General features: G+C 37.3%; 6 protein-coding genes. 3 read left to right on the top strand and 3 right to left on the bottom strand.

The window, feature by feature from the left end:
- Positions 1 to 878, top strand: an 878-nt coding sequence (locus tag ACFIJL_RS03810) for a tyrosine-type recombinase/integrase (RefSeq protein ID WP_375622678.1), incomplete at its 5' end; no start/stop codon positions are given.
- A gap of 360 nt (positions 879 to 1,238) precedes the next feature.
- Here the strand turns inward: ACFIJL_RS03810 and ACFIJL_RS03805 are convergent.
- Both ACFIJL_RS03805 and ACFIJL_RS03800 read right to left on the bottom strand, forming a co-directional pair.
- Positions 1,239 to 1,820, bottom strand: coding sequence for a biopolymer transporter ExbD (locus ACFIJL_RS03805; RefSeq protein WP_375622676.1), 582 nt, complete (start codon positions 1,818 to 1,820; stop codon positions 1,239 to 1,241).
- On the bottom strand, positions 1,817 to 2,719 hold the full coding sequence (locus tag ACFIJL_RS03800; protein ID WP_375622674.1) for a MotA/TolQ/ExbB proton channel family protein: 903 nt from the start codon (positions 2,717 to 2,719) through the stop codon (positions 1,817 to 1,819). Before ACFIJL_RS03800 ends, ACFIJL_RS03805 begins: the two co-directional genes overlap by 4 nt.
- Positions 2,720 to 3,728: 1,009 nt before the next feature.
- On the opposite strand from ACFIJL_RS03800, the gene ACFIJL_RS03795 reads away from it, so the two are divergent.
- Both ACFIJL_RS03795 and ACFIJL_RS03790 read left to right on the top strand, forming a co-directional pair.
- Complete coding sequence (locus ACFIJL_RS03795; protein ID WP_375622672.1) at positions 3,729 to 4,055, top strand: YqjD family protein; 327 nt, start codon at positions 3,729 to 3,731, stop codon at positions 4,053 to 4,055.
- A 3-nt stretch (positions 4,056 to 4,058) separates the two neighbouring features.
- Entirely contained in the window at positions 4,059 to 4,502 is a 444-nt protein-coding gene (locus ACFIJL_RS03790) for a hypothetical protein (RefSeq protein ID WP_375622670.1), read from the top strand.
- Positions 4,503 to 5,102: 600 nt separating this feature from the next.
- Here the strand turns inward: ACFIJL_RS03790 and ACFIJL_RS03785 are convergent.
- Positions 5,103 to 5,846, bottom strand: a complete 744-nt coding sequence (locus ACFIJL_RS03785) for a nuclease (RefSeq protein ID WP_375622668.1) — start codon at positions 5,844 to 5,846, stop codon at positions 5,103 to 5,105.
- Positions 5,847 to 6,000 lie beyond the last annotated feature (154 nt).

Raw genomic sequence — 6,000 nt, 5'->3', positions numbered from 1 at the left:
TTATACTTCCTAAATCAAAAACTGGTAAACTTGTTGAAGGTTCATTTGCATGGCTGCTTAAACAATACTTTAACAGCTCTAATTGGCATAGCTACTCTAATACTACAAAGAAACAAAAAGAATACATTCTTATGAAGATATGCGACTCCATAGGAAATATTCCATACCAAGCAATTGAAAAGAAACATATCATAGCCGGTGTTGAACGGCGTAAAGAAACACCAGCAATGGCTAGAAACTTTCTGAAAGCCCTTAATGGACTTTTTAATTGGGCAATTGATCAAGGTCTTTTGGAAAATAATCCAACTTTAGGCGTCAAAAAACCTCCTCTTAAAAATAAAAGCGGCTTTCCTGTTTGGACAGAAGAAGATGTTGAGAAATATTATCAAAGATGGTCCCATGGTACCCATGAACGTGTCTGGATTGATGTCCTTTTGTATACGGGCTTACGTCGTGGTGATGCGGTTCGCATTGGCTGGAAAGATGTCAAAGACAATATTATTCATCTCAAAACAGAGAAAAGTAAATTCCAAACAGATGTCTTTCTACCTATTTTACCGGAATTAGCCAAAACGCTTGAAGATGGTCCTATTGGAGTAGAAACATTCATCTGTAGTAAAACTAATCAAAAACTCTCCAAAGAAAGCTTTGGCGATACATTTAGAGACGCTTGTAATGCTGCTGGAATTAAAAAATCGGCGCATGGATTAAGAAAATTAGCAGCAACACGCGCAGCTAACTCTGGTGCAACAGTATCACAACTCAAAGCAATTTTTGGCTGGACAAATGATGCTATGGCATCTCTTTACACAAAGAGCGCAGACCGTAAAAGGTTAGCTATAGAGGCGATAAAAAAGCTTCAAAAAGATGAGGGATAGAGGCAAAAAAACTCAATAGAATCAAGATTCACCTATTCCCCCATATTAGACATAACTATTTTATTTTACTTGCTTTTTATATACCATTTATGAACACCGCCGCAAAAAGGGCTTTAAGATGTATTAAGACACACAACAATCGCCTCTGCTGTTTTCTTGATCACACCTCTTGCGGCAAGATGAGTAGAGCTTAATCCTAAAAAAACCGATTCAATATATGAACCCCCTGCGTAATATCAAACCCCTACGTAATATCAAACCCATGCGTATTTGGTTTAATAAATCCACGGAACCCTCATCAATTTCACTCTACGAGTTTGAGTAATATGCTTTGCTTCCTGCAACAAAGGCTGTTTTTTATCACTGATCAGAGACATCGGCTGGAATATTAGCGTTTCCCGCAGTGCCCGTTGTTACGGCATCCACATGCCCCACAACGTTACCACCCGCTCCATCGACAGCAGCGTTCGCTACCCCTGTTGTTTTATTATTGATCTCACCTCTTGAGACAAGATTGGTAGAGTTTTGCAATCCGACAAGACCGATTTTATGATATCCAGCCATGCGTATTTGATTTAATAAATCGATGACAGCACCATAATCAATTTCGCTATCCGCTTTGATTAAAATTTTTGTCTCTAAATTTTGCGTAGTTTCCCTCAACAAAGCGTCTCTCAAAGCTGCTTGTTCTACAAGATGATCACCAATGTAAAGAGAACGATCTTTTTGCAACGTAACATAAAGAGGTTCATCAGACTGAACCACTGAAGGTGCTTGAGTTATAGAAGGAAGCTGAACGGAAATGGCAGATGTTGCCAAAGGCGCAGCAACCATAAAAACAATAAGCAACACCAATACAACATCAATAAAAGGGGTCACATTGATTTCGCTTTGCAACCCACTCTCGTCTATATCCCAATCATTATTAAGGCTTGCTTTCATTTTTTATGACTTTTCTGTTGTCTTTGTCTATCAAGTTCACGGCTCAAGAGCCTTTCAAGAGCAGCAGCGATATCACCTAAATCACTACGATAACCACTCAAAGCACGCATAAGGCTATTATACATAACAACAGCGGGAATAGCCACAAAAAGCCCAACAGCCGTTGCGAATAAGGCTTCAGCAATTCCAGGCGCCACCACATCAAGTCGCGTTGTTTGAGACTGAGCAATCCCAATAAAAGAATTCATAATTCCCCAAACAGTTGCAAAAAGACCAACAAAAGGAGCAATTGCGCCAATAGTTGCAAGAACAGCGCTTCCACATGCAACACGGCGTGTAGCAGCCAGCAAGCAGCGTGACAAAAGTGAATGAACCCTTTCTTTTAAACCTTCATGAACATCACGAGCCTTAGCATCGCGAACATCGCGGGAAACATCTTCATATTGATTGCTCTCCTCATAAAAGAGAATATCTTCAATCGTTTGTGCACTTTCCCCTGTACTGTTTTTTTCACCAGAGCTTTCGTTTATCCCTTCAGGAGCAGAAAAATGAACCTGTTGTGCAGAAAGATACACCTCTTTAAGGACTTCTTTGAGAAAAAACACACCAGCTCCTTTGCTTTCTTTCAAGCTAGCTGCCAAACGCGTAAGAGTCTGAGCATTTAGAACCAATTGAAGTTCATGACGTACTCTTCGTTTTACCAAAGTGATCTCGACAATTTTCACAAAAGCAATTGTCCAAGACACAAGTGAAGCAAGTAACAAAATAATGATAACGGCTTTCACCACCCAATCAGCAGCCATAAACATAGAAAGAGGAGAAAAATCATGCACTGTCAATACAGAAGACATATTATCTAAAGGGACTGTTTTATCTAAAGGGACTGTTTTAGATTCCATTTTTATCTCACATTCTTGTGCTCTTATCTTTATTTATGAGCTGGATCGTCACCCCGCATAGCATCACTGTTCCAAAATGCCACTACCCTTTTAACGTCACTTGTGTATTCCTCTTAAGAAAGAAAACTTGATAAATCAAGTATAGTTTTATTTCACAAGCTCTCTCTCTTAATTCTAAAGAAATTACTCAAGAAATTTTTCTCTAACAATTCAACAAGTTTATCTTACCCAATCAATTTATTGCATAAATTAGGCAAAATGATAAACTTACAAGAAGTATCGCATATAATATTTTAATTTATAAGAATAATTTATCATCGTTCCTGTCAAATAAATCTCTCATATCGCAAAGCTTTTCTCATTTCAGCGGCTCTTTTAAATCCAACAAAATATTTTCTTACATGAAACAAGCAGCAAAAATATCATAAAACTCTTGAAGAAAAGGATATGCACATCTCTAACAACCCCTACACTGAAGTACCTCTCCTATCCTAAAATAAAAATATACCTTACGTTTTAAAAAAAGAACTATCGCAATATCTTAAACTGACCAAAAGTATCATGGGCAGCGCGTGTTGCCCCCAAATACATAGAGAGCAAAGAGCCGCAATATTCTTTTCTTTTTCTTTGCTTCAAAAGCATAAAAATGACAGTACTTCTGCCGCAAAATCGCAACAACGATGTTTTTTACCTGTCACAAGCCTAAAAAATAAACCTCAACACGCTTTTTAAAAAACTTTTATAAAAAAACTGCGCCACGAGAAACTGAAGAATGGTGCTAAATTACTGCAAAAGCATAAGACAATTCTCAACAGATGCGACCCTTTACAGACAAAGCATATCATATAGGAAATATTTATTTTATCAAAAACAGTTTTAAATTCAACAAAATGAAAGGAACCAAAAAAAGCTTTTGGCGTTACTCAAGCAGTGAAAATTTTCACTCCAATGCAAATGATCACTATGAACACACCAATACAAATATAATGAATCAAGAGGGAAAAATACCATGGCCCATAATAAAACAACACAGCACGATAAATCAGCCGTAGAAAAAGACCTACAAGGACAATTAGAAACGTTACGCACTGAAATTTCAGGGATTACCTCAACCCTAACAGATCTTGGTGCAAACAAATTCAACGCCGCCAAAGACAAAGCGGAAAAACTATATCACTCAGCGAAAGAAAGTGGTGAAGACATGATGTCTCAGGCAAAAGACAAAATCAGTGATCTTGAACAAACTCTGAACCAATGCGTTCGCAAAAACCCTGGCAAAAGCGTTTTGTTTGCCGCAGGGGTTGGTTTTATTCTTTCTCAATTACTACGTCGTTAAGCAATGCATAAGTTTATCGCGCCTCTTTTAAACCATCTTGTCGGTGGAGGGCTTAAAAGCACAGTCAAGCAAGTACGCCTTCAAGCAATTTTCTATGGGTTTATTGGCATTTCATTCTTCATGTCTTTGCTTTTTTTATGTACCATCGGTTTTATTGCGTTATGTTATGTTATGAAGCCTCTTGCTGCCGCCAGTATCATGTTTTTAATTTGTCTTTCTCTTGCGGGATTAGGTCTTATTATCAGTCGCGTTCTCAAAACTTATCAACGCTATGACCAACAAAAAAAGACAGAAGAACAACGCCACAAACTCATGACAGATGCGACCGTTTCCAGCCTTGCAGCTCTCAGTCAACATCTCCCTTTTGCCAAATTGGGTGTTCCCATTCTCGGACTTGCAACTTATTTTTTGTGGAAAAAAGATAAAAAAGACCGCTTTTCAAAGTAAAATATGTAAAACTGTCACTCTAAATTCCCCCCTCAGTGTGCTTTCTTTTATAGCAAAAGAAAGCACATTTTTTTCCTCATAGTCTCTTTAGCTTCTTCAAAAGCCTGAAAAAAAATCCCCTTCATTTTGGATAAAAATTCCATAGAACCGCTACACTCTCTTTCAGATTGCAACCCATATTTCATGAACATAACAACATAAGGCAAAACTTGCATTAAAAATTCTGGTTTGATTTGAAGCAATTGGTTGTTTTTTGAAGGCAAGGTGTTTTCAGTTTTACCTTTTCTCTATATTTTCATAAGCCTTTTTCAGAACCAAAGGTCACATCAGTAGTTTGCATGTGTTCATATTTTTCTGAACACTCATGTTTGTTACAATGACTATTTTGTTTAGGGGAAGGAAACGCGCTCTCCCATAGCGCTGTAGTGAGCAACCTATATGCGTAAGCGAGCTTTAAACACAACAAATTTCCATAACGAGCGTTGTCCACCAAGGACTGTGTGGATTATAATTAACTTTTTTCTGATAAGATTTGCAGTAGAATATTGTCTTGACTTTTAAATAGCGCTTGAGAGAACGCTTTATCAATAATGGTCAATATTAATTATGGTCAATGGGATTATAGCTTCCATGATCTCTTCGCCAATCTTCTGGTTGTTGAAATTGGCTCGACCATAAACCATTTTGTGCTTTTTGAGCAGCAGATTGTAGGGTTTTATAGTCTGCTGGGGAGGGAAAGTGATGCTGATCTTTTGTCAACACCATCAACCCTTCTGCCAGCCCCAACCGCGCCAGATCAACCCCATCTACAAAACATTGTGCATAATGAACCTGTTGAACGACACGTGCTTGCCGACAAGTAACCTTTTTATCAATTGTTTTTGAAACAAGCCAAGCCGTAACAAAAGCACCGCAAGGCCACTTAACTCCGTTGCGTGAGGCAAATTGCCTCATTTCACAGCTTTCCACACCATATAAGCGGATATCACGGATAATCTTTTTTCTCCATCCATCATCTACAAGCGTGATCATTTTAAAGGTCACACCACTTGTGACCTGTATAGCACCGGAATAGACCGGCACATTTTCTTCATAAAATTGTGATGCGATTGGTTCTGAATGCAATACCACATTTTGTTGATTTACGTCTTGTTGGTTTGCATAATCTATCAATTGTGACTTCGGACTTTGAACGGGGTTTCCAATTGTCTTTTCTGATCCTTTTAAAAAAGAAGTTTGAGTAAGTTGTTCATTATCTTGACTTAAATAAAAGTATCCTAAAATAATAATACAAATTAAGATAATATATTTAGGCGCTGATCGAAGATATTTTAAAAGTATCATTTTGAATATTACTGTATTTTATTGTTCATTAAATAATAAAAGATTAAATATTATTAATTTATCGATAGAAAAATTTATTTTTTTCATTTATATGATTCCCGATTAATATTTTGAATATTAATTTTGTGATCAACTTAAACATAAAGCGGGGGAA

The sequence above is a fragment of the Bartonella sp. TT119HLJHH genome (assembly GCF_042193385.1).
Lineage (GTDB): Bacteria > Pseudomonadota > Alphaproteobacteria > Rhizobiales > Rhizobiaceae > Bartonella.
Note: the sequence above shows the minus strand (reverse complement) of the source record. Positions and strands in the feature narration are given on the sequence as shown.